Origin of the sequence: Aminobacter sp. HY435 (genome assembly GCF_027568395.1) — a bacterium.
In the GTDB taxonomy this organism is placed as follows: domain Bacteria; phylum Pseudomonadota; class Alphaproteobacteria; order Rhizobiales; family Rhizobiaceae; genus Aminobacter.
This window is the reverse complement of sequence record NZ_JANKZL010000001.1, coordinates 103842-123927: the sequence shown is the minus strand read 5'-3', so window position 1 is coordinate 123927 and position 20086 is coordinate 103842. Positions and strand designations below refer to the sequence as shown.

Sequence of the window (20086 nt, the reverse complement as noted above, 5' to 3'; positions counted from 1 at the left end):
GAAAGCGAACATCGCTCACCCCGGCTCTCCGGCACGCGGTCGCCTCATGGACGCGCAGTCCCGCCTTGGTGGCAGGGCGGGCGTTTGCGCCAGTACAAGACCTCTTGCAAATCGCCGTAATTGACGATAGAACAAAATGAGAACAAAAATGACTTGTGGACTGCACGAGGTTTTCCGCCGGCAGGGGGCGCGGGCGGACGGTGCTTTGGGCTAGTGTGCGCCCTTGTAATTTCTTGGAATTTGGTTTCGGACGAGCGCGGAGCGGTGTCATGGCAGGTAGCGTCAACAAGGTCATTCTGGTCGGCAATCTGGGTGCGGATCCTGAAATTCGCCGTCTCAATTCGGGCGAACCTGTCGTCAATCTGAGGATCGCGACCTCCGAAAGCTGGCGCGACAAGAATTCGGGCGAACGCAAGGAAAAGACCGAGTGGCACCAGGTCGTCATTTTCAACGACAACCTTGCCAAGGTCGCCGAGCAGTACCTCAAGAAGGGCATGAAGGTTTATATCGAAGGCCAGTTGCAGACCCGCAAATGGGAAAAGGACGGCATCGAGCGCTACACTACTGAAATCGTGCTGCAGAAGTTCCGCGGCGAGTTGCAGATGCTCGACGCGCGTGGCCAGGGCGGCGACGCCGGCTATAGCGGCGGCGGTGGCCAGGTCGGTTATGGTGGCGGCCAGGGCGGTGGTTATGGCGGCGGCGGCCGTTCCGATTTTGGCCAGTCGAGCCCGACCGACAGCTATGGCGGCGGCAATCGCGGTGGCGGTTACGGCGGCGGTGGTCGTGGCGGCCAGGGCGGCGGCGGCATGGGTGGCGGCGGTTCGCGCGACCTCGACGACGAAATCCCGTTCTAAGCCGTCTCGAAACTTCGGATCGATGAAAAAAGGCGCTGCTTTGCAGTGCCTTTTTTCTTTGCGCTATCGTCCGAGGCATTTGCTGAGCGTACGGTCGCCGCAATCAATCACGATGGCGCGCCGTTTGGCGGCGGCAAGAGCGATCGCGTGCTGTTCTGGCAGGCGCGGCTGTTCGGTGGAACGTCCAACACGCTCCAGGCCGGTGCGCAGGTCCTGGTGGAAGGCAACACGATTACCTCGGTAGATACGGCAAACAACCCGTGCCGTCGCCGACGATGGCGCGGCTGCCGCAAAGAGGGTGGCAGCGAGTCCGGCGGGCACGCCGCGGCGGCTGATGTTTTCCAGCCGTCTCGTCGCCATGAGGAGTTCGGGGCTGTGGCAGGCGCAGCCGGCGCCATGGCTGAGATGTTGGTACTTGCTTCCTAACCGGATCATGCCCCGGACGCTGCGCGGCAGATGTGTGGCGGAGCCCCAGGCCGTCGAAACGTAAAGGGTTTCACGGCCACCGCAGGAGGCGAACGAGGAGACTTTCGTTGTCGGCGGCCCTTGGTGGCAAAGCAGACACTGCAATGAGCCATGCCCGCACTCAGCCAGGCGCGGACAGTCGGCGTGTGGCCAGAGGACCCAGCGCCTTGCACATGGCGTGCAGCCGCGCTAGCTGACATTCTGCGCCTGCGGGATGTCTGCGGGTTTGTTCGATTTGAAACTGGAAGGACAGTCTTGTCGTGAAAGCACGCGTGAAATGGGTCGAGGACCGCACCTTCGTCGGTGAATCCGGCAGCGGTCACAAGCTGGTTCTGGGCACTGCTTCCGGCGCCGAAGGCAAGACGCCCGGGCCGAGCCCGATGGAACTGATGCTGATCGGCACCGGCGGCTGCTCGGCCTACGATGTCGTCCACATCCTTGAAAAGGGCCGCGAGGCTGTCGAAGATGTGTCGGTCGAGCTCGATGCGGATCGTGCCGACACCGAGCCCAAGGTGTTCACCCGCATCCACATGCATTTCGTGGTCAAGGGCCGCGCGCTGTCGCACGACAAGGTCAAGCGCGCCATCGACCTGTCGATCGAGAAGTACTGCTCGGCGTCCGCGATGATGGCGAAGACCGCCACCATCACCCACGACTTCGAGGTCGTTGACACGTCGATCTGACCTTGGTCAGGGGTAGGTGGGCGCCGCGCCTCGTCTGCCCCCGGCGCCCTACATCGCTGCAAGTTCCTTGATGCCGTCGGCGACGAACTGCACGGCGAGAGCCGCCAGAATGACGCCGAGCAGTCGCGTCAGGATCGACCGTCCGGTCTGACCCAGGAAACGGTCGATGCGTTCGGCTAGCACGAAGACCAGGTAGGTCAACGCCAGGCACGACAGGATGATCAGCACCAGCGCTGCCTGGCCGGCCCAGCCCTGAAACGAACCGGACAGCAGAACCGTCGCCGAGATCGCGCCCGGGCCGGCAATCAGCGGAATGGCGAGCGGGAAGGCGGCGATGTTGTGGATGTGGTCGCGGGTGATCGCGACATCCGAAATCTTTTCCTTCCGGTCCTGCCGCTTTTCGAAGACCATTTCGAAGGCGATGAAGAACAGCAGGAAGCCTCCGGCGACGCGGAAGGCGGGCAGGGTGATGCCGAACACGGTCAGGATCGCCGCGCCGGCAATGGCGAAAAGCGCAAGGACGGCGAAGGCGATGATGCTCGCCCGCACCGACACCTGCTGGCGCTGCTGACGGTTCATGCCGCGCGTGACGGCCAGGAACAATGGCGCCAGGCCGGGGGGGTCGATGGTAACGAGAATGGTGACGAAGGCGTTGAACACAGTGTCGAAAAGCGGCATGCGGCATCCCTCCGTCGCGCGCAGGCTAACCCGAGAGCCCCTGCGACGCCAGAGCTCTTGCGTGCAATTGCCGCGCGCGGCCGTTTCTCGGCCCGGCGACCGACCGGACAGACTGTCGCGGACCGGGACGCACCAGCTATCTAATTGATATTCCGTATGAAAACAACGCTGGAAAAGCGCGTCCAAAATTGGTCATTCGGCAACCGTTCCTATATAAAGGGTAAATGATTCCCAACATGCGTGATCCGAGTTGACCGACCAGAAATCACCGCGCGGACCTGACGGTCCTTCCGGCATCGAGCCGATTTCCATCATCGAGGAGATGCAGCGCTCCTATCTCGACTACGCGATGAGCGTGATCGTGAGCCGTGCGCTGCCCGATGTGCGCGACGGCATGAAGCCGGTTCATCGCCGCATTCTGTTCGCCTCGCATGAGAGCGGCTACCACTGGAACCGCAAATATGTGAAGTCGGCCCGCCCAGTCGCCGACGTGATGGGTAAGTATCACCCGCACGGCGATGCCTCGATCTACGATGCCTTGGTGCGCATGGCCCAGGACTGGTCGATGAGCGTGCCGCTGATCGACGGGCAGGGCAATTTCGGCTCGATCGACGGCGATCCGCCCGCGGCGATGCGCTACACCGAAGCCCGCCTGACCAAGGTTGCGCACGAACTGCTCGAGGACATCGACAAGGACACCGTCGATTTCCAGGACACCTACGATGCTTCCGGCCAGGAACCGCGCGTCCTGCCGGCGCGTTTCCCGGCGCTGCTGGTCAACGGCGCCGGCGGCATCGCCGTCGGCATGGCGACCAACATTCCGCCGCACAATCTCGTCGAAATCTGCAACGGCGCCATCGCCGTCATGGAAAACCCTGGTATCGAACTGCCCGACCTGATGGAGATCATTCCCGGTCCGGATTTTCCGACCGGCGGCCTGATCCTCGGACGTTCGGGCATCTACAACGCCTATTCGACCGGGCGCGGTTCGGTCGTCATGCGCGGCAAGGTCAATATCGAGCAAAGCCGCGGCGACCGCGAAGCGATCATCATCACCGAAGTGCCGTTCCAGGTGAACAAGGCCTCGATGATCGAGAAGATGGCGGAACTCGTGCGCGACAAGCGCATCGAGGGCATCTCCGACATTCGCGACGAGTCCGACCGTCAGGGCTACCGCGTCGTCATCGAGCTGAAGCGCGACGCCAATGCCGAGGTGATCCTCAATCAGCTCTATCGCTTCACGCCGCTGCAGACCTCGTTCGGTGCCAACATGGTGGCGCTCAACGGCGGCAAGCCGGAAGTGCTGACGCTGCTCGACATGCTGAGGGCCTTCGTCGCGTTCCGCGAAGAGGTGATCAGCCGGCGCACCAAGTTCCTGCTCAGGAAGGTGCGCGACCGCGCGCATGTCTTGGTCGGTCTGGCGATCGCTGTCGCCAACATCGACGAAGTCATCAAGCTGATCCGCACTGCGCCCGATCCGCAGACGGCGCGCGAGCAATTGATGACGCGGCGCTGGCCGGCATCGGACGTCGAGTCATTGATCCAGTTGATCGATGACCCGCGCCATCGCATCAACGACGATGGCACCTACAACCTGTCGGAAGAGCAGGCGCGCGCCATCCTCGAGCTGCGCCTGCAGCGCCTGACAGCGCTCGGACGCGACGAAATCGCCGACGAACTCAACAAGATCGGCGCCGAGATCACCGACTATCTCGGGATCCTGTCGTCACGTGCCCGCATCCAGCAGATCGTCAAGGACGAACTGGTCGCGGTGCGTGACGAATTCGGCGTTCCGCGCCGGACCGAGATCACCGATGCCGGCTCCGACATGGAAGACGAGGACCTGATCCCGCGCGAGGACATGGTCGTCACCGTCAGCCATTCCGGCTACATCAAGCGCGTGCCGCTGTCGCTGTACCGGGCGCAGCGCCGCGGCGGCAAGGGCCGCTCCGGCATGTCGACGAAGGACGAGGATTTCGTCACCCGCCTGTTCGTGGTCAACACGCACACGCCGGTTCTGTTCTTCTCATCGCGTGGCATCGTCTACAAGGAAAAGGTCTGGCGCCTGCCGATCGGCAATCCGCAGTCGCGTGGCAAGGCGCTGATCAACCTGCTGCCGCTCGAACAGGGCGAGCGCATCACCACGATCATGCCGCTGCCCGAGGACGAAACAAGCTGGGGCGAACTCGACGTGATGTTTGCCACGACACGCGGCACCGTGCGCCGCAACAAGCTCAGCGACTTCGTGCAGGTCAACCGCAACGGCAAGATCGCGATGAAGCTCGAGGAGGAAGGCGACGAGATCCTCGGCGTGGAAACCTGCACCGACAACGATGACGTGCTTTTGACCGCCAATTCCGGCCAGTGCATACGCTTCCGCGTCGATGACGTGCGCGTGTTCCAGAGCCGCAATTCAGTCGGCGTGCGCGGCATCAGCATGGCCGATGGCGACCGTGTCATCTCGATGGCGATCATCGAGCATGTCGAGGCAAGCCCGGCCGAGCGGGCCGCCTATCTCAAGCGCTCCGTCGCCGAACGGCGGCTGGCAGCGGGCATTGCCGCCGGCGAGGACGAGGATATCGCGCTGACCAATGAGGACGTTGGCGAAGAAGCCGACATTTCCGAGGAGCGCTACCAGTTCCTGGGTCAGCACGAGCAATTCGTGCTGACGGTCACCGAATATGGCTATGGCAAGCGGTCGTCGTCCTACGATTTCCGCCTGACCAATCGCGGCGGCAAGGGCATCCGCGCCACCGATGTCTCAAAGGCGACGGAAATCGGCAAGCTGGTGGCGACCTTCCCGGTCGGCAACGAAGACCAGATCATGCTGGTGTCCGACGGCGGACAGGTCATTCGCGTGCCGGTGGATGGCATTCGCGTGGCCAGCCGCGCCACCAAGGGCGTGACGATCTTCAATACGGCGGAGGGCGAGAAGGTCGTCTCGGTCGAACGCATCTCCGAGCCGCAGGGCGAGGACGAAGGCGACGAAGCGCCGAACGGGGACGAGCCAGTCAACGAGGAAGGCTAGCATCCCGTGAATATCGCTTTCGGAAAAAAGCGTGCTTGTTCCTAGGATTGTGGCTGAGAGTTGAAGAAAATAAGCGGCGCCTTCGGGCGCCGCTTTTGCCTGGAGGGGCAGAAATTGTTCAGCGCGGGGCGCGCGGATTGCTCCAGCCCGGCAACTGTATGCGCGCCGTCTGCATCTTGGTGCGGGCGCGGTGAGCCTCGTGGTGGAGGCTGAAGGCAGTTGCAACGAGCATGGCCAGAGTCATGGCCGCGGCGAGCACGTAGATCATCATGGCGCTGTTCTCCTGCTGCAAATAACGGTCGAACGGGCTTTTGGTTTCACAGACCATAAAGATGGTTTATTCACATCCGCTTGAACGGATGCTGAGATTGCCGTTCATCGCGCATTCATTTCGTGAACCACGCCAAGCCGCTGAAGTTCGCGGCAAAGTGCGCTTCCACCTTCGACGCCGATGTTCTAGAAGCAGGCCATGACTGATCGTATCGCCATTTACGCCGGGTCGTTCGACCCACTCACCAACGGCCATCTCGACGTGCTCAAGGCATCGCTGGCTGTGGCCGACCTCGTCTATGCCGCAATTGGCATCCATCCCGGCAAGCAGCCGCTGTTTTCCTTTGAGGAGCGCGTGGCGCTGATCGAGGAGGCGAGCAGATCCGAGTTCGGCAAGGATGGCGGCCGCATCAAGGTCGTTGCCTTCGACGGGCTGGTGATCGACGCGGCGCGCAAGCAGGGCGCTTCGATCATGATCCGCGGCCTGCGCGACGGCACAGACCTCGATTACGAGATGCAGATGGCCGGCATGAACGAGACCATGGCGCCGGAACTGCAGACTGTTTTCCTGCCGGCCAGCCCCTCGGTTCGCACGATTACCGCCACACTTGTCCGCCAGATAGCGGCCATGGGCGGTGACATTCGCCCGTTTGTTCCGGCGGCAGTCGCCGGCGCACTCAAGGCCAAGTTCGCGAAATAATCCCGGAGTATCGAAAAATGCAGCTCAGGAAGCTCGCCTCGTCGTTCGTCGTCCTCACCGGCCTGCTTGCCGGATCGGTTGCAGCATTTGCCGCCGCACCGGAAGACACCATGGTCATCACGCTCAAGGACGGCGACGTCACGATCGCGCTGCGTCCCGATCTCGCACCCAAGCATGTGGCGCAGATCAAGGAACTGGTGCGCGAAGGCGCCTATGACAACGTTGCATTCCACCGTGTCATCGGCGGCTTCATGGCCCAGACCGGCGACGTCGAATTCGGCGACATGAAGGACGGCTACAATGCCGCCCGCGCCGGCACCGGCGGCTCGAAGCTGGACGACCTGCCGGCCGAGTTCTCGCAGGAGAACTTCAAGCGCGGCGTTGTCGGCATGGCCCGCTCGCAGGATCCGAACTCGGCGAACTCGCAGTTCTTCATCATGTTTGACGCCTCGCCGTCGCTCGACGGCCAGTACACGATCGTTGGCGATGTCGAGAGCGGCATGGAACATGTCGACGCGATCAAGAAGGGCGATGCGGCCCAGAACGGCGTCGTCAGCGACCCCGACCGCATGATCAAGGTCCGCATCGCCGCGGACAAGAAGTAACCTGAAGCAAGGAAGGATTTTCACCATGGCCGAGATCAAGGACCGCGAAAACGCGCTGATCATGGAAACCACCAAGGGCAACGTGGTCATCGAACTGTTCCCCGACCTGGCGCCTGGCCATGTCGGCCGGATCAAGGAACTGGCGCGTGAAGGCGCTTATGACGGCGTTGTGTTCCACCGCGTCATCGACGGCTTCATGGCCCAGACCGGCGACGTCAAGTTCGGCAAGTCGGGCGGCAAGGACTTCAACCCGTCGCGTGCGGGCATGGGCGGTTCGGACAAGCCGGACCTGAAGGCCGAATTTTCCAACATGAACCACGGCCGCGGCACCTGCTCGATGGCCCGTTCACAGAACCCGAACTCGGCCAACTCGCAGTTCTTCATCTGCTTCGAGGACGCTGGATTCCTGAACCGCCAGTACACCGTCTGGGGCCAGGTCATCGAAGGCATGGACAATGTCGACAAGATCAAGCGCGGCGAGCCGGTGCAGGATCCCGACAAGATCGTGTCGCTCAAGGTCGCGGCCGACGTTGCGGAATAACTGACAATGGCTGGCGTTCTCTGGTCGCTGCTCGGCGTTCTGGCGGGCGCCTTCATTGCCATACAGGCTCCCATAAATGCGCAGCTGGCGCGCGGGCTTGGCGTGCCCGTCGCGGCGGCTGCGATCTCGTTCCTGTCGGGCGCGATCGTGCTTGGCGCGATCACCTTCCTCACCACCCGCACCCAAGGCCTGGTCATCGACTGGAAAGCGCCGGCGCCCTGGCTGTTCATGGCCGGCGGTGCGCTTGGTGCGGTCTATGTGACGAGCTCTGTGCTGCTCACGCCGCGCATCGGCGCCGCAGCGCTGATGGCGTTCCTGGTGGCGGGGCAGTTGCTCGCGGGAATGCTGATCGACAAGGCTGGTTACCTCGGCGTCGCCGTTCGTGAAATTTCCATGGGCCGCATCGCCGGCGCCATGTTGCTGCTCGTCGGAGCACTGATGATCCGTATCTACTGATGCGCGTTGACCTTTTCGATTTCGAACTGCCTGAGGAACGCATCGCGCTGCGTCCGGCCGAACCGCGCGATTCCGCGCGCATGCTGGTGGTGCGGTCCGGTGAAACGCTTGCCGATATGAGCGTCGGCGACCTGCCGTCGCTGCTGAACCATGGTGATGTGCTGGTCCTCAACGACACGCGTGTCATCCCCGCACAGCTCAAGGGTCGCCGGGTGCGCGGCGAGGCCGTCGCCCATGTCGACGCGACGTTGCATATGCGCACGGCACCCGACCGCTGGCTCGCCTTCATGCGGCCCGGCAAGCGGGTGGCGGTCGGCGACCGCATCCAGTTCGGCCACGATGCCGAAGCCTGCATGCTCGGCCAGCTCGACGCCACGGTGCTGGAGAAGGGCGAGGGCGGCGAGGCGCTTTTGGCCTTCGATCTCGCCGGACCGGCGCTGGACGAGGCGCTGCATGCCGTCGGCCACATTCCGCTGCCGCCCTACATCGCTTCCAAGCGCGCCGACGACGAGCGCGACCGCAAGGACTACCAGACCGTCTATGCCCGGGAAGAGGGCGCTGTCGCTGCCCCTACCGCCGGCCTGCATTTCACGCCGGAGCTGTTTGCGGCGCTCGAGGCGCGCGGGGTCGAGAAGCAGTTCGTGACGCTGCATGTCGGCGCCGGCACGTTCCTGCCGGTCAAGGCCGACGACACGGCCGACCACAAGATGCACTCGGAGATCGGCCACGTTTCGGCCGAGACGGCGGCCGTGCTGAACGCTGCAAGGGCGCGCGGCAACAAGGTGGTTGCCGTCGGCACGACCTCGCTGCGGCTGATGGAAAGTGCGGCGCGCGCCGACGGCACCCTGGCCGCCTGGTCAGGCCCTACCGACATCTTCATCACGCCGGGCTATCGCTTCAAGTTCGTCGACGCGCTGATGACCAATTTCCACCTGCCGCGCTCGACGCTGTTCATGCTGGTTTCGGCTTTTGCCGGGCTGGAGCGCATGCACGAAGTCTATGCGCACGCCATCGCCAGCGGCTACCGCTTCTATTCATACGGCGACGCCAGCCTGCTGTTCAGGGACGACCAATGAGCACAGAGTTCAAGTTCAAGGTGTTGGCCACGCAGGGCAAAGCGCGGCGCGGCGAGATCACCATGCCGCGCGGCACGATCCGCACGCCGGCCTTCATGCCCGTGGGCACCGGTGGCACTGTCAAGGCGATGTATATGGACCAGGTGCGCGGCGTCGGCGCCGACATCATCCTGGGCAACACCTATCATCTGATGCTGCGCCCCGGCGCCGAACGCGTGGCGCGGCTCGGCGGCCTGCATGAATTCGCGCGCTGGCCGCACCCGATCCTGACCGACTCAGGCGGTTTCCAGGTGATGTCGCTGTCGAAGCTGCGCAAGCTCAGCGAAAAAGGCGTGACCTTCCGCTCGCATATCGATGGCGCTGCCTACGAAATGTCGCCGGAGCGTTCGATCGAGATCCAGGGCCTGCTCGATTCCGATATCCAGATGCAGCTCGACGAATGCACGGCGTTGCCGTCGACGCCGAAGGAGATTCAGCGCGCCATGGAGTTGTCGCTGCGCTGGGCCGAGCGCTGCAAGACGGCGTTTGGCGACCAGCCGGGCAAGGCGATGTTCGGAATCGTCCAGGGCGGCGACATCCCCGACATGCGGGTGCGTTCGGCGCAGGCGCTGAAGGGGCTCGACCTCAAGGGCTATGCTGTGGGCGGCCTGGCCGTCGGCGAGCCGCAGGAGGTGATGCTCGACATGCTCGACATCACCTGTCCGGAACTGCCCGAGGAAAAGCCGCGCTACCTGATGGGCGTCGGCACGCCCGACGACATCATCAAGTCGGTGGCGCGCGGCATCGACATGTTCGACTGCGTGATGCCTACACGCGCCGGCCGCCACGGCCTCGCCTACACAAGGCGCGGCAAGGTCAACCTGCGCAACGCGCGCCACGCCGACGATCCGCGCCCGCTCGACGAGGAGAGCGATTGCCCGGCAGCGCGCGACTACAGCCGGGCCTATCTGCATCACCTGGTCAAGTCGGGCGAAAGCCTTGGCGCGATGCTGCTGACCTGGAACAACCTGTCCTACTACCAGCACCTGATGGGCGAGATCCGCGCCGCGATCGAGGCAGGGCGGTTCGTCGAGCGAACGGCCGAGATCGCTGAAGGCTGGCAGCGGGGTGATCTGCCGGTCCATTCCGCGCGCTGAACAAACAGCGCGCCGCAGTCGCCTGCGCCCTTCTGGCTTGTCCCGCGACCGGCTAGATTGACCGGAAGCCATGGAGACTGAACAGCCCGTTGGGTTGCTCGATGGCAATGCCTCGATCCGCGACCATGTTCCGGACCGATGCCGCCAAGGCGGATCGATCTGGGCGGTTCATGAGCGCAGGGCGTTCAAGCCGGTGGGAGCGTCGGTGCCTTTACGTGCTCAGCGAGTTCGCCGCCCGCAAGCTGACGCCGGTGATGCGCCAGACGCCGTCGGGCTGCAGCTCGAGCGTGTACAGAGCCTCATAATCCTTGCCGTCGGCACCGACGATGATCACCTGCTGGACGATCGAATTCGGGCTCATTTCCTGGAACTTGCCGAACGAAAAGCTCTGCGGCTTGTGCACCGGTTTGTAGGCGCCGGATACCATGCCCATGAAGGTGTCGAGGGTCGGGAATATGCGCTTCACATTGGGCGCGGCATAGCTGTAGGCGGTTGCGTTGTCGTCGGCGCGGAACGCATGAAGCTGGCCGGAAATGCTGCTTTGGGCGGCCTTGATTTGGGCTTCGCCGGCAAGCGACGGGAATGCCAGCAACAGGCTCGCGAAGAAAACAGCGGTACGGCGCATGATGTCCGCTCCCGTTCGCACGGCGCCGGCCGATGCCGACACTGTAACATACGCTGATGCGGCCGCTGTGGTTTCACGGCGAGGGCGATTTGCCGGTTCGGCTTGAAAGCGCCGCCGCGTTCTGCGACAAGACCGGCAACAGTGGCAGTGCCGGAATGGACAGCGCTATGAAGACCTTTTTCGTCCAGATCAAATGCGAACTCGGCAAGGCCTACGAGGTTGCGAGCGCTCTCGCCGATGCCGAAATTGCCTCGGAGATCTACTCCACTGCCGGCAACTATGACCTTTTGGTGAAGTTCTATGTCGATGACGAGGAAGACATCGGCCATTTCGTCAACCAGCGAGTCCATGCGATCGGCAACATCAAGGACACCTTCACCACGGTGACCTTCCGCGCGTTCTGAGCGCGGCAAAGGCAGTCCCGTGCCCAAAGCCGCAGCTCGCTGCCCAAATGGCGGGCAAAATTCCGAACATGAAGCCGGCTTCGCCCGAATTGGGCGATTGCGCTTGATTTTCCCTTTCGAGGTCATTTCACTGGCCGAGAGGGGAGTTTGCCAGTGGTCGCCTTCGATGAGATGCTTCCGGATCAAGCCGGCCTGAGAAGACCGTACGAGGCCTATGATGGCTGGTTGAAGAACCAGGATCCCGCGCGGCTTGCCGAAAAAATGCGTGACGCCGAGAGGGTGTTCCGCAAGACGGGTATTACCTTTGCCGTCTACGGCGAGGCGGAAGCCGCCGAACGGCTGATCCCTTTCGACATCGTGCCGCGCATTATCTCGGGCAATGAATGGCGACGGCTGACCCAGGGCATCGAACAGCGCGTCCAGGCGCTGAACGCGTTTCTCGACGATATCTATCACCGCCAGGAAATCCTGCGCGCCGGCCGCGTGCCGCGCGAGCTGATCGCGGGCAACGAGGCGTTCTTGCCGGAGATGATCGGCGTCAGGCCGCCGGCCGGCGTTTACACCCACATCATCGGCGTCGACATCGTGCGTATCTCTGAGAACGAGTTCTACGTGCTCGAGGACAATGCGCGGACCCCGTCGGGCGTCTCCTACATGCTGGAAAACCGCGAGACGATGCTCCAGCTCTTCCCCGAGCTGTTCCAGCGTATCAAGGTCCATCCGGTCGAGAACTATCCGCAGTTGCTCAGGCAATCGCTGTCGGCGGTGCGACCCAACGGCGTTCACGGCGCGCCGACGATCGCGGTTCTGACACCTGGCAGCTTCAACTCGGCCTATTTCGAACACGCATTCCTTGCCGATCAGATGGGCGTGCAACTGGTCGAGGGGCAAGATTTGCGCGTCGTCGACGGGCGCGTGGCGATGCGTACGACCGAGGGCTACAAGCAGATCGACGTGCTATACCGTCGTGTCGACGACGCCTATCTCGATCCTTTGACCTTCAGGCCGGACTCGGCACTCGGTGTTCCTGGAATCATGGACGTCTACCGCGCCGGCAACATCACCATCGCCAATGCGCCGGGCACGGGCATCGCCGACGACAAGGCGATCTATTCCTACATGCCGGAGATCATCGAGTTCTACACCGGCCGCAAGCCGATCCTCGGCAACATTCCGACATGGCGCTGCTCGGAGCCCGACAGCCTGCAATATGTCCAGGAGCATCTGGCCGAACTGGTGGTCAAGGAAGTGCACGGGTCCGGCGGCTACGGCATGCTGGTCGGCCCGGCGGCTTCCAAGAAAGAACGCGAAGATTTCTCGAAAAAGCTCGCAGCGAGACCGGCAAACTATATCGCGCAACCGACTCTGTCGCTGTCGACCTGTCCGATCCTGACCGAGAAGGGGCTGGCGCCGCGCCATGTCGACCTCAGGCCGTTCGTGCTGGTGTCCGACCGCATCCGCATCGTGCCGGGCGGACTGACGCGGGTTGCACTGAAAGAGGGGTCGCTTGTCGTCAACTCGTCGCAAGGTGGCGGGACGAAGGATACGTGGGTGCTGGATGACTAAGAGGGCGAATAGCGAATAGTGAGTAGCGAATAGCGAATAGGGAGGAAATGCTGTCGTCGACGATCAACTCATACAAGGATCTGGTTGTTTGGAGAGCCTCGGTCGAACTGGCGGTGGACTGCTATTCTGCCACCAAGGCGATTCCTACAAGCGAAACCTACGGGATGACCTCGCAAATCAGACGATCCGCGACCTCCATCGCAGCGAACATTGCGGAAGGACATGGTCGAGAGAGTACAGGTTCGTTCTTCTAGTTTCTCATAGTGGCCCAAGGCTCGCTCAAAGAGTTGGAAACACATCTGAACCTGAGCGGCCGAGTTGGATTGATGCGTGAAGTCGAGACGAAGAAGTTGCTCGAACAAGCTGACGAGATCGGCAGGATGGTTCGTTCCATGATCAGGAGCCTGCAGCAGAAATCATGACGAATATTCGCTATTCGCTATTCGCTATGCCCTATTCGCTCATCCGCAGGTCCCTCTGACATGCTCCTCGGACGCACAGCCAACGGCCTCTACTGGATGAACCGCTATATCGAGCGGACCGAAAACATGGCGAGGCTGATCGACGCCGGCTTGCGCATGGCGCTGACGCGCAGCCAAGACGCATCGGAAGAGTGGAACTCGGTGCTGCTGTCTGCCGGAGCGGCGGCTGCGTTTGCGGCAAGGCACAGCGACTACACCGCCGAAAACGTCGCCGACTTCCTGTTGCGCGACATGTCCAACGCTTCGAGTGCGGCCGCCGCGATCGAAACGGCGCGCAACAATGCCCGCATGGTGCGCACCGCATTGACGCGCGAAACCTGGGAAAGCATCAACGAAGCGTGGATGTCGCTGAAACGCATGCTGGCCGAGCCGATCGACCAGCGCGAGTTGCCGGCAGTCCTCGACGCCATCAAGCGTGAGACGGCGCTGATCCGCGGCTCGTTTTACGGCACGATGCTGCGCAACGAGATCTTCGACTTCGCCCAGTTGGGCACTTATGTCGAGCGCGCCGACAACACCGCGCGCATCCTCGACGTCAAATACTACGTGCTGTTGCCGTCGATCTCCTGGGTGGGGTCGTCGCTGGACAACTATCAATGGGAGTCGATCCTGCGCTCGGTGGCCGCCCATCGCTCCTATCGCTGGGTCTATGAGGCAGAATACAAGCCGACGAACATCGCCGAATACCTGATCCTAAATGTGCGCATGCCGCGTTCGCTGACCTTCAGCTACCGTTTCCTCGCCGAGCACCTGAAGTTTCTCGGCGAGGACTATGGCGCCAGGCATGCGGCGCAGGACATCGCCGAACGCACCTACGCCAAGCTGCGCGGCACCGAGATCAAGGATATCTTCGACACCGGCCTGCACGAGTTCCTGGCTGACTTCATTCGCGACAACAATCGGTTGGGCGATCAGATCGCCCAGGATTTCGGCTTCTATTGAGCGGACAAGGCGATGCGCCTCAAGGTCACCCACCGGACCGAATATAACTATGACGAGCCGATCCGTTATGGGTTGCAGCGGCTGCGCCTGTGGCCGCTGAGCGGCCCGGCGCAGACCGTTCTGACATGGTCGCTGCGCATCGAGGGCGCGCGCGAGGAGGTGCGCTTCGTCGACCAGTTCGGCAACGACACGCGTCTGCTCAGCATCGACGGCGATCCGCACACGATCAGCATCGTCGCAGAAGGCGATGTCGACACCAACGACGTCGCCGGCATTTCCGGGCCGAACCGGGGCTTTGCGCCGCTGTGGCTGTTCGAGCACCAGACGCCGCTGACGGCGCCCGGTGCTGCGATCCGCGACCTTGCAGCCGGTATCGGGCAGGGCGGCGAACTCGACAGATTGCATGCACTGATGGCGACGATCCGTGAACGTGTCGCCTATGTGCCGGGAACGACGGATACGACGACGACAGGCGAGCAGGCGCTGAACAAGGGCACCGGCGTTTGCCAGGACCATGCGCATGTATTTGCCGCATCGGCGCGGCTGCTCGGATTTCCGGCGCGCTATGTCAGCGGCTACCTGATGATGAACGACACCATCGAGCAAGTGGCTAGCCATGCCTGGGCGGAGGCCTATCTCAACGGGCTCGGCTGGGTCGGCTTCGACGCCGCCAACGGTATTTCACCGGACGAGCGCTATGTGCGGGTGGCGGTCGGCCGGGATTACCGCGAGGCCATGCCGATATCGGGGATCCTGATCGGTCAGGCGCAGGAACGGCTTGCAGTCCATATCACTGTAGAGCAGTAATCGGCCTGGTAAGCATCTCCCGGACTGGAATCGATGACCTATTGCGTCGGCCTGAAGATTGATCGTGGACTCGTGTTCATGTCGGACACCCGGACCAATGCCGGGATCGACAGCATCTCGACCTTCCGCAAGATGAAGGTATGGGAAGAGCCGGGCGAGCGGGTGATCGTGCTGATGTCGGCGGGCAACCTTGCTACCACGCAAGCCGTGGTCAGCCTGCTCGACGAACGCACCAAGGCGGTTGCCGAGCGCGCGCCGACGCTGCTTGAAACACCATCCATGTACCAGACCGCCTGCCTTGTCGGGAATACGGTCAAGGAGGTGATCGCCCAATCCGCGCCTGCCGGACAGACGGCCGATTCGAGCTTCAATGCCTCGTTCATCCTCGGCGGACAGATCAGGGGCAGCGAGCCCCGGCTGTTCATGATCTATCCGGAAGGCAATTTCATCGAGAGCGGCGAAGACACGCCGTTCTTCCAGATCGGCGAGACCAAATACGGCAAGCCGATCATCGTGCGCGCCTATGATAGGTCGATGAGCTTTGCCGAAACGGTGAAGCTCTTGATGGTCTCGTTCGATTCGACGTTGAAATCGAACCTGTCGGTTGGGTTGCCGCTCGACCTGCTGTTCTATGAGAAGGATGCACTCAAGGCCGGCCTGAAGAAGCGCATCGGTGCCGACGATCCTTACTACAAGACGATCTCCGATGGCTGGTCGAACGCCCTGAAGGTGGCGTTCCAGAGCCTGCCTGACTTCCCGGAATAGACTGCCGGCTGGACGCTCCAGTTTCGCAGTTCTTTTCGAAGCGGCTTTTCACTGCTTTCGTTTTCCCCTATCGTTTGCCAAAACGAAATTCGGGGAACCACCAGCATGTATCTTTCGCCGCGCCAATCGGAAATCATCCAGCTTGCCAAAGACAACGGGCGGGTACTGGTCGACGATCTGGCGGCGCATTTCCAGGTCACGCCCCAGACGATCCGCAAGGATCTGAACGACCTTTGCGATCAGCGCTTGCTGAGCCGCATCCATGGCGGGGCGCTGTTTCCCTCCGGCATCGAAAACCTTGAATACGAAGCGCGGCGCAAGATCGCAGCCGATGAGAAGGATGCGATCGGCCAGGCTGCAGCGCAGCTAATTCCCGACAACGCCTCGCTTTTCGTCAATATCGGCACGACGACGGAGGCGGTGGGCAAGGCGCTGCTCGACCACAAGGGCCTGATGGTCATCACCAACAACATCAACGTCGCCAACCGTATGCGCGTCTATCCCTCGATGGAGGTGGTGATCGCCGGCGGCGTGGTGCGCGGCTCCGATGGCGGCATCGTCGGCGAGGCTGCCGTCGATTTCATCCGGCAGTTCAAGGTCGACTACGCCGTCATCGGCGCTTCGGCGATCGACCATGACGGCGCATTGCTCGATTTCGATTTCCGCGAAGTGAAAGTGGCGCAGGCAATCATTGCCAATGCGCGTCACGTCATCCTGGTCTCCGACCGGACCAAGTTTGAACGCACTGCCCCGGTGCGCATCGCGCATCTGTCGCAGATGGACACCTTCATCACCGATCACTGCGACATTCCGAGCATCCGCAAGATCTGCGCAGAATCCGACGTGCAGCTGATCGAAACGAAAAGGCCCGCGCCGATGTAGGCGCCGGCCAGTTTCAACGTTCAGCCGCCAGCCTCAATAGGGCGAATAGCACTGCCGGCGCGGCCCGTTGTAGGGCTGGAACGTGTTGTCGGATGCGCGATACGAGCGGTAACGGTCGTAGCACCACTGGACATGGGCATTGCCATAGGCCGGTTGCGCATAGCGCGGCGCGACATAACGCGGTTGGTTCAGCGCGCCGCCGATGATTGCGCCGGCGATGAAGGCGCCTGCGGGGAACCAGAAGTCGTTGTGGCGCCGATAGCCCGGTCGGTAGTCGCGGTAGCCACGGTGGCCATTCAGATAATAGTCGTCGCCACGGCGCATAACCCGATAGCGATCGTTCTCCCTATTTATCCGACTCGGAAATCGCTTTTTCCAATACCCGTCATATTGCACCTGCTGCACAGGGTTCTGTGCCGCAGGCTCCTTGATCAGCGGCAGCGGCGCGGCCAGGACGGGCACGGCCGCGCCGGCTGCAAGCGATACTGCGACGGCGCCTGCCGTCAAACCAGACAAAATCCTGTTCATGATCGTCTCCTCGCAAAGGGGCTCTTGATGTAAAGCACTGGTGCTCGTGAGGTAAACGGGTGGAGCGGGGGAAATGTTCCTGCGCGCATCAAGCTGCGGTTCACAGAACCTAGCCCGTCAAGTCGCAGGGCGATTGACCGGCAAATGCAACGAACAGTGCTACCGCCTTCAACTTCGATTGTGACTGTAATGCGTTCGGTTTGCCGACGCTGATCCCACCGACTTCTTTCGGAGTCCTAACCTCAGCCGCGAAAAACGCCGCTATTGCCGCTTCTGTCGAGCCGTGGGGGTAACGAGTAATTCACGACCCTAGTGCGGCCTTAAACGCAAAGCCGACCAGTGCACCGACCGCTTCGGCAACACCTGCTTTGCCCCCTTCGGACGCCCCGGCGGCTGCAACCTCTTTCATGCGAATCCCTATCGGCTTCGAAAGGCTCTCGGGTGACGAGCCCAGAACGGCGTAGCCTTTGTCTGTAAGCCCTACGTCGAAAGCGGTTCCTTCTGGCGCGGATTGGCTGCCGACGCGGATGTAGCCGTTCTCTCGTAGCCAATCGACCGTGTGATCGAAAAGGTCATCTTCGTCGCTCTTGGGGGATACGCCGGTCTTAGTGGCCAATTCCGACGCGTCGAAATCTCTTCTGCGCGGCCACTCATCGTAGAGTTCGCCAAGAATGTAGCTAATCCAAGCGTTCCCTATTTCGCGATTGGTCAATGCCATTTTCAGCCCCCGTGCACATCCTCTGCGTAGCACAGCTTCCACACGGACACGGTGTTGTCGAGCCCCGTGAACAAATTCGGACACTGTGCGGACTCGGCCTGAGCTGCAGACATGGCTCGACCGTTGCTAGAGTGTAATGTCTTGATTTTCTTGATATTATTGGTGAGCGCGCAGGGATTCGAACCCTGGACCTACTGATTAAAAGTCAGTTGCTCTACCGGCTGAGCTACGCGCTCCCGAAGGCCGCGCGGCGGCCGGGAATTGCGGCGGAACATAGGGAGAGTGCCGGTGCGGGTCAACCGGAAAAACAGCCTCTCCCTAGCTTGGTGTTTTTGCTCCTGTCGAGCACCGGCGAGGGGGCGAATATTACAACCGCATCATATTGCTGGGTTCATGGCCCACTGGTAAACGATGTCGCCCAATATCGGGCTGCCCATCGTTGTGGACATACATAATGCATACTTTTTTGAAGATCGCGTTTGCTTCGGCCGTGACCCTGTCTGCTCTTACCGTCGCCGCAAAGGCAGACGACCTGGTCTTCACGTTGAAGAACGGCACGCAGTCGGTGCTCACCAATTTCTACGCGTCGCCTGTTGGCGTCGAGCAGTGGGAGGACGACATTTTCGGCCGCGATACGCTGGCTCCCGGTGAAACGATGCAAATCACCATCGCCGATGGCCGTCGCACCTGCGACTACGACATGCGTTTCGAGTTCGAAGAAGGCTCCGACCTCGACACCACCACCGACAAGCAGAATCTGTGCGAACTCGGGGAGTACACCATCCACGAATAATGCTGCGCGGGCAGATCGACGCCAGGCCATTGCTCCGGGCGTCAAAGGGCTGGCGATAGCGCCGGCCCTTTTTTCCTGCCACGGAATGGTGATTGGTGCCCTCGAAATTGTCCGGCTATATGCGGCGGCTGGATTTTGAGCGGAGCTGTATGGCATGGCGTTGGATATCGGTTACCTGAGTGCATTGGGAGCGGGAGCGCTGTCGTTCCTGTCGCCTTGCGTGTTGCCTCTGGTGCCGCCCTACCTTTGCTACATGGCGGGCGTTTCGGTCGAGGATTTCCGGGCCGAGGGCAACGCAGCAACGGTCACTCCGGCGCGCGGTGCGCTGATGGCGGCGTCGGCGTCGTTCGTGCTTGGGTTTTCCACCGTCTTCGTGGCGCTGGGCGCCGGCGCCTCGACAATCGGCCAGCTGCTGCGGGTGTGGCAGGAGCCGCTGGCGATGGCCGCCGGCGTGCTGATCATCCTGATGGGGCTCAATTTTCTCGGCGTGCTGCGCATTCCGCTGCTGTCGCGCGAGGCGCGCTTCCAGTCGCAGGGTAAACCGGCGAGCAACCTCGCCGCATACCTGATGGGCCTTGCTTTCGCCTTTGGCTGGACGCCGTGCATCGGCCCGGTGCTCGGTCCCATCCTGACGCTCGCCGGCGGGCGCGAGACGGTGGGCGAGGGCGCGCTGCTGCTGGCGGTCTATTCGCTTGGGCTCGGCATTCCGTTCCTGATCGCGGCGATGTTCTCGGGCGCGTTCATGCGCTTCCTCGGCAAGTTCAAGGTCCACCTCGGCAAGGTGGAAAAGGCCATCGGCGCCCTGCTGGTGGTTGCAGGCGTGCTGTTCCTGACCGGTGGCATCCAGACGGCGTCGTACTGGCTGCTCGAGCGTTTTCCGATCCTCGGACAACTTGGCTGAGGCAAGGGATAGCCTTTCGGCTTTCGTGGCACCGGCTGCGAGGCGCAAAGTTGGACAAGGCGCAAGTCCAAGCCCGCCGCGTGCAGCGGCGCGTAGCGCGGAGCGCCACGGAATTGACCGCTTTGGCGCGCTATGGCAGCGATGCTAATAATCGCACCGAATCCGCTCCGAACATCCGGAA

The 20086-nt window shown here is 62.1% G+C and carries 23 protein-coding genes, 1 tRNA gene and 1 pseudogene; 18 read left to right on the top strand and 7 right to left on the bottom strand.

Annotated features, from left to right (window positions below; translation table 11 throughout):
• Positions 1 to 269 precede the first annotated feature (269 nt).
• Entirely contained in the window at positions 270 to 854 is a 585-nt protein-coding gene (ssb, locus tag PCJ21_RS00595) for a single-stranded DNA-binding protein (protein WP_269929440.1), read from the top strand.
• A 63-nt stretch (positions 855 to 917) separates the two neighbouring features.
• Here ssb and PCJ21_RS00590 read toward each other — a convergent pair whose 3' ends face one another.
• The gene (locus PCJ21_RS00590) at positions 918 to 1214 is read right to left on the bottom strand and encodes a hypothetical protein (protein WP_269929439.1); all 297 of its coding nucleotides are present in this window, start codon (positions 1212 to 1214) and stop codon (positions 918 to 920) included.
• 365 nt (positions 1215 to 1579) lie between these two features.
• On the opposite strand from PCJ21_RS00590, the gene PCJ21_RS00585 reads away from it, so the two are divergent.
• Positions 1580 to 2002 (top strand): OsmC family protein, encoded by a 423-nt coding sequence (locus tag PCJ21_RS00585; RefSeq protein ID WP_269929438.1) that lies wholly within the window; start codon positions 1580 to 1582, stop codon positions 2000 to 2002.
• A gap of 48 nt (positions 2003 to 2050) precedes the next feature.
• Here PCJ21_RS00585 and PCJ21_RS00580 read toward each other — a convergent pair whose 3' ends face one another.
• Positions 2051 to 2680, bottom strand: coding sequence for a MarC family protein (locus tag PCJ21_RS00580; RefSeq protein WP_269929437.1), 630 nt, complete (start codon positions 2678 to 2680; stop codon positions 2051 to 2053).
• Positions 2681 to 2930: 250 nt separating this feature from the next.
• Here PCJ21_RS00580 and gyrA point away from each other — a divergent pair, with 250 nt between their 5' ends.
• Positions 2931 to 5708 carry a DNA gyrase subunit A gene (gyrA, locus tag PCJ21_RS00575; RefSeq protein ID WP_269929436.1) on the top strand — a complete coding sequence of 926 codons (2778 nt, stop codon included), beginning with the start codon at positions 2931 to 2933 and terminating at the stop codon, positions 5706 to 5708.
• A 118-nt stretch (positions 5709 to 5826) separates the two neighbouring features.
• Here gyrA and PCJ21_RS00570 read toward each other — a convergent pair whose 3' ends face one another.
• Entirely contained in the window at positions 5827 to 5979 is a 153-nt protein-coding gene (locus PCJ21_RS00570) for a hypothetical protein (RefSeq protein ID WP_269929435.1), read from the bottom strand.
• Between the two features lie 198 nt (positions 5980 to 6177).
• Between PCJ21_RS00570 and coaD the strand changes: the two genes are divergently transcribed.
• From coaD to tgt, 6 genes are read left to right on the top strand one after another with little or no spacing between them, the layout of a single operon-like run.
• On the top strand, positions 6178 to 6678 hold the full coding sequence (gene coaD, locus PCJ21_RS00565) for a pantetheine-phosphate adenylyltransferase (protein ID WP_269929434.1): 501 nt from the start codon (positions 6178 to 6180) through the stop codon (positions 6676 to 6678).
• 17 nt (positions 6679 to 6695) lie between these two features.
• Positions 6696 to 7283, top strand: a complete 588-nt coding sequence (locus PCJ21_RS00560) for a peptidylprolyl isomerase (RefSeq protein ID WP_269929433.1) — start codon at positions 6696 to 6698, stop codon at positions 7281 to 7283.
• Between the two features lie 25 nt (positions 7284 to 7308).
• A complete protein-coding gene (locus PCJ21_RS00555; RefSeq protein WP_269929432.1) occupies positions 7309 to 7824 on the top strand; it encodes a peptidylprolyl isomerase in 516 nt (171 codons plus the stop codon).
• A 6-nt stretch (positions 7825 to 7830) separates the two neighbouring features.
• A complete protein-coding gene (locus tag PCJ21_RS00550; RefSeq protein ID WP_269929431.1) occupies positions 7831 to 8280 on the top strand; it encodes a DMT family transporter in 450 nt (149 codons plus the stop codon).
• Positions 8280 to 9356, top strand: coding sequence for a tRNA preQ1(34) S-adenosylmethionine ribosyltransferase-isomerase QueA (gene queA / locus PCJ21_RS00545; RefSeq protein WP_269929430.1), 1077 nt, complete (start codon positions 8280 to 8282; stop codon positions 9354 to 9356). Before PCJ21_RS00550 ends, queA begins: the two co-directional genes overlap by 1 nt.
• Positions 9353 to 10492, top strand: coding sequence for a tRNA guanosine(34) transglycosylase Tgt (tgt, locus tag PCJ21_RS00540; protein ID WP_269929429.1), 1140 nt, complete (start codon positions 9353 to 9355; stop codon positions 10490 to 10492). The genes queA and tgt overlap by 4 nt, the downstream gene beginning before the upstream one ends.
• Before the next feature lie 211 nt (positions 10493 to 10703).
• Here tgt and PCJ21_RS00535 read toward each other — a convergent pair whose 3' ends face one another.
• Positions 10704 to 11117 (bottom strand): DUF4864 domain-containing protein, encoded by a 414-nt coding sequence (locus PCJ21_RS00535; protein WP_269929428.1) that lies wholly within the window; start codon positions 11115 to 11117, stop codon positions 10704 to 10706.
• A 167-nt stretch (positions 11118 to 11284) separates the two neighbouring features.
• On the opposite strand from PCJ21_RS00535, the gene PCJ21_RS00530 reads away from it, so the two are divergent.
• From PCJ21_RS00530 to PCJ21_RS00500, 7 genes and pseudogenes are all read left to right on the top strand, one after another.
• Positions 11285 to 11521, top strand: coding sequence for an Lrp/AsnC ligand binding domain-containing protein (locus PCJ21_RS00530; protein WP_269929427.1), 237 nt, complete (start codon positions 11285 to 11287; stop codon positions 11519 to 11521).
• A 153-nt stretch (positions 11522 to 11674) separates the two neighbouring features.
• Entirely contained in the window at positions 11675 to 13087 is a 1413-nt protein-coding gene (locus tag PCJ21_RS00525; protein WP_269929426.1) for a circularly permuted type 2 ATP-grasp protein, read from the top strand.
• Positions 13088 to 13134: 47 nt separating this feature from the next.
• Positions 13135 to 13509, top strand: a pseudogene (locus PCJ21_RS00520) (four helix bundle protein).
• A 60-nt stretch (positions 13510 to 13569) separates the two neighbouring features.
• Positions 13570 to 14511, top strand: a complete 942-nt coding sequence (locus PCJ21_RS00515) for an alpha-E domain-containing protein (protein ID WP_269929425.1) — start codon at positions 13570 to 13572, stop codon at positions 14509 to 14511.
• A gap of 12 nt (positions 14512 to 14523) precedes the next feature.
• Positions 14524 to 15318 (top strand): transglutaminase family protein, encoded by a 795-nt coding sequence (locus tag PCJ21_RS00510; protein WP_269929424.1) that lies wholly within the window; start codon positions 14524 to 14526, stop codon positions 15316 to 15318.
• Positions 15319 to 15351: 33 nt separating this feature from the next.
• Positions 15352 to 16083, top strand: coding sequence for a proteasome-type protease (locus PCJ21_RS00505; protein WP_269929423.1), 732 nt, complete (start codon positions 15352 to 15354; stop codon positions 16081 to 16083).
• 105 nt (positions 16084 to 16188) lie between these two features.
• Positions 16189 to 16965 carry a DeoR/GlpR family DNA-binding transcription regulator gene (locus PCJ21_RS00500; protein ID WP_269929422.1) on the top strand — a complete coding sequence of 259 codons (777 nt, stop codon included), beginning with the start codon at positions 16189 to 16191 and terminating at the stop codon, positions 16963 to 16965.
• Between the two features lie 33 nt (positions 16966 to 16998).
• Here PCJ21_RS00500 and PCJ21_RS00495 read toward each other — a convergent pair whose 3' ends face one another.
• The 3 genes from PCJ21_RS00495 to PCJ21_RS00485 form a co-directional block, all read right to left on the bottom strand.
• Positions 16999 to 17493, bottom strand: coding sequence for a BA14K family protein (locus tag PCJ21_RS00495; RefSeq protein WP_269929421.1), 495 nt, complete (start codon positions 17491 to 17493; stop codon positions 16999 to 17001).
• 301 nt (positions 17494 to 17794) lie between these two features.
• On the bottom strand, positions 17795 to 18211 hold the full coding sequence (locus PCJ21_RS00490; protein ID WP_269929420.1) for a hypothetical protein: 417 nt from the start codon (positions 18209 to 18211) through the stop codon (positions 17795 to 17797).
• 160 nt (positions 18212 to 18371) lie between these two features.
• Positions 18372 to 18447: transfer RNA gene (locus PCJ21_RS00485), tRNA-Lys, on the bottom strand.
• 218 nt (positions 18448 to 18665) lie between these two features.
• On the opposite strand from PCJ21_RS00485, the gene PCJ21_RS00480 reads away from it, so the two are divergent.
• Together PCJ21_RS00480 and PCJ21_RS00475 are read left to right on the top strand one after the other, a co-directional pair.
• Positions 18666 to 19004 carry a hypothetical protein gene (locus tag PCJ21_RS00480; RefSeq protein ID WP_269929419.1) on the top strand — a complete coding sequence of 113 codons (339 nt, stop codon included), beginning with the start codon at positions 18666 to 18668 and terminating at the stop codon, positions 19002 to 19004.
• A 154-nt stretch (positions 19005 to 19158) separates the two neighbouring features.
• On the top strand, positions 19159 to 19905 hold the full coding sequence (locus PCJ21_RS00475; protein ID WP_269929418.1) for a cytochrome c biogenesis CcdA family protein: 747 nt from the start codon (positions 19159 to 19161) through the stop codon (positions 19903 to 19905).
• The last annotated feature ends 181 nt before the right edge of the window (positions 19906 to 20086 follow it).